The sequence below is a fragment of the Ruminococcus sp. CAG:330 genome (genome assembly GCF_000437175.1).
GTDB lineage: Bacteria > Bacillota > Clostridia > Oscillospirales > Ruminococcaceae > Ruminococcus_C.
This window is the reverse complement of sequence record NZ_FR897973.1, coordinates 1-2,976: the sequence shown is the minus strand read 5'-3', so window position 1 is coordinate 2,976 and position 2,976 is coordinate 1. Positions and strand designations below refer to the sequence as shown.

The window sequence follows — 2,976 nt, the reverse complement described above, 5'->3', positions numbered from 1 at the left end:
TGCGTAAAAAAGCAGACGTCATCAGCGAAACAGCGGTTTTGGAATCCCAGGGGAGAACATCATTCCCGATCTTGAATTGTGAACTGTAAGCAAAACCCGACAGCGCTTCTATGCTACAATGAATTGCGGAATCTGTCAAGTATTCCAGAAAGGAATGGTTTCCATGAAAGAACAGCGGAGCATCTGCCTCGGCGGAACGCAAATTTCCTATACGTTGGAGCGCAAGGCAGTGAAAAATGTCAATCTGCGGCTGCGCCCGGAAACGGGATTGCTGGTTTCTGCGCCAAAAGATGCGCCGCTGGCGCTGGTGGAGCAGATTTTGCAGCAGCATGGGGAGCGGATTTTGCAGACACTGCGCCGGTATGATACTGTCTCGGAACAGCCGCCGCAGTACCCCATCCACTACACCGCCGGCGAAACGGTGCTGTATCTGGGAAAATACTGCCGTCTGTCGGTGGAGCAGGGCAGCCGGGACAGCGTACAGGTGCAGGGAGAGACCATCCGCCTGCTGGTGCGCCAGCCGGAGCAGGAGGCACTTCGCAAAAAGACGTTCGACGACTGGTGGGAGCGCTCCTGTGAAAAAGCGGTGCGGAATCTCTGCCGCGCAGTCTATCCCGTCTTTGCACCCCACGATATCGCCTTTCCGGAGATCCGCTTCCGTGCCATGGTGTCCCAGTGGGGAAACTGCCGGCCGCAGCGGGGAATCCTCACATTCAACACCCGCCTGCTGGCAGCACCGGTGCGCTGCATTGAATACGTGGTGATGCACGAATTCACCCACTTCCTCTACGCCGATCACTCCGGGAACTTCTACGGGTTTGTGGCACAGGAACTGCCGGACTGGAAGCAGCTGGAGATGCAGCTGCGGCAGGTGCAGACACGGCTCTAGAGCACCATTTCATCAGAAAAAACCGGAAACTCTGGAAAAATTTATCAAACTGCACAAAAACGGCAGGTGCGGTTTGTCTGGTTTCCATAGAAATTCGATGTGAAAAGAAAAAAATATTGCATTTTTTTCACCAATGTGATAAAATGAGTATTGGATCGTGTCCGGATGCGGAAAGGACTGAAAGCTGCTTGGATTTTGGCAAAAGCCGGAAAAACAGGCGGCGCATCCGATCCCTGGAACGGACAGGACAAATCGGATTCGTTTTTTGCGAAAGGAGTATTTTTATGAAGAAAATTGGGCTCGGTAAACGGGTGCTTGCCTGTGTTGCAAGTGCCGCAACGTTGCTGACCGGAACGACGGCACTCTCTGCAGTGGGAATGCAGGTGCAGACGCTGACCGCATCGGCTGCATCCTATGACAACTATGCAAAGCTGCTGCAGTACACCATGTATTTCTATGATGGAAATATGTGCGGCAGCGATGTGGGAAGTGCTTCGCAGTTCACATGGAGAGATAACTGCCACACTGCCGATGAGGTGGACGGCGGTTACCACGATGCAGGCGACCACGTAAAGTTTGGTCTGCCGGCAGGCTACACCGCTTCCACACTGGGCTGGGGCTACTATGAGTATAAGGACAGCTACGACGCACTGGGACAGACAGCACACCTGAAGGCGCTCACAGACCGTTTCTGCGACTTCTTTAAGGCGAGCACAAAGCTGAACGGCAATGACGTTTCCAGCTTATGCTATCAGGTGGGCAAGGGTCAGGAAGACCACGATGTCTGGTGCTCTCCGGAATCTCAGACCGACCAGAGCCTGCGTACCGCATACTGGACTTCGGATGATGCCAGCGACATCGCAGCAGAATATGCCGCAGCACTGGCAGCAAACTATGTCAACTTCGGCAACGAGGAAGATCTGACCTATGCAAAGGCACTGTACAACTATTCCATCCGCACCAATAAGGCAGAGTGCCCGGCGGCTGGCAACTTCTACGGCTCCTATGACTATTATGACGATCAGGCATGGGCAGCTGGCTGGCTGTATCTGGCAACCGGCGACAGCTCCTATAAGACATTCCTGAACACCTTTATGAATGCCTCAAACGCCGGCAAGTCCGGACAGTCCGGCTGCCAGTGGGGCGTATATTCCCCCATGAGCTGGAACAATGTCAGCCTGGGTGCTGCCATTCTCCAGAGTGAGATCACCGGCAGCGGTTCTGACTGGTCCAAGGTCACCACTTACCTGAACGGCAAGTGCACCAGCGAGAGCCAGTACTACTGCGAAGCTTCCTGGGGCAGCGCACGGTATAACACCACCATGCAGCTGGCTGCATTGGTTACCTCCAAGTATTCCGCACAGAGCGGAAAGGATTATTCCGGCTGGTGCAAGGCACAGATGGCAATGATCCTGGGCAACAACCCCAAGAACGTCAACTTTGTCGTTGGCATGGACTCCAACTCCGCAAAGTATCCGCATCACAGAGCAGCTTCCGGCTACAGCAGCTTTGACGAGATGAAGAAGCAGACCGGCTATAGCGCAAACGGCCACACACTGGTCGGCGCACTGGTCGGCGGTCCGGCAGATGCAAACTTTACTTACACCGACTCGGTCAACGATTATGAGGCAAACGAAGTTGCGCTGGACTACAATGCAGGTATTGTCGGCGCAGCAGCAGGTCTGTACTCTATTTATAAGACCGGTTCTATCGACGCTACTATCGAGGGTGTCAACGGTTCTGCTGTAGTTACCACCGAGGCAACACAGGCAACCACCGCCTCCACCACTCGTGCAACCACAACTACCACCAAGGCAACTCAGGCAACTCAGGCTACCACACAGTCGAGCAGCACATCGTCCGGCGGTGCAACCTACTCCAAGAACCTGAACCAGGCTGTAGATTATGACAAGCTGCCGGCTACTGATCGTATGATCGGCTGGGCTTGGAAGGATCTGGGCGTAAAGCCCAGCGACAAGGTTACCAAGGTCGCAGTAAACATCACCGCAAAGTCCGGCGAGATCGGCAAGTGGCAGGGCGCATTCGGCTCCTCCACCAGCGTGGCACCGGGCTACTGGACACAGAGC

General features: G+C 54.6%; 2 protein-coding genes and 1 riboswitch. Both genes read left to right on the top strand.

Annotated elements, in window-relative coordinates:
* Nucleotides 1-5: 5 nt before the first annotated feature.
* Nucleotides 6-76, bottom strand: a riboswitch (Fluoride riboswitch).
* Between the two features lie 87 nt (nt 77-163).
* On the top strand, nt 164-889 hold the full coding sequence (locus QZL66_RS00290; RefSeq protein WP_022409774.1) for a M48 family metallopeptidase: 726 nt from the start codon (nt 164-166) through the stop codon (nt 887-889).
* A gap of 284 nt (nt 890-1,173) precedes the next feature.
* Nucleotides 1,174-2,976 (top strand): glycoside hydrolase family 9 protein (locus QZL66_RS00285; RefSeq protein WP_293601730.1); only part of this gene is annotated, 1,803 nt, incomplete at its 3' end.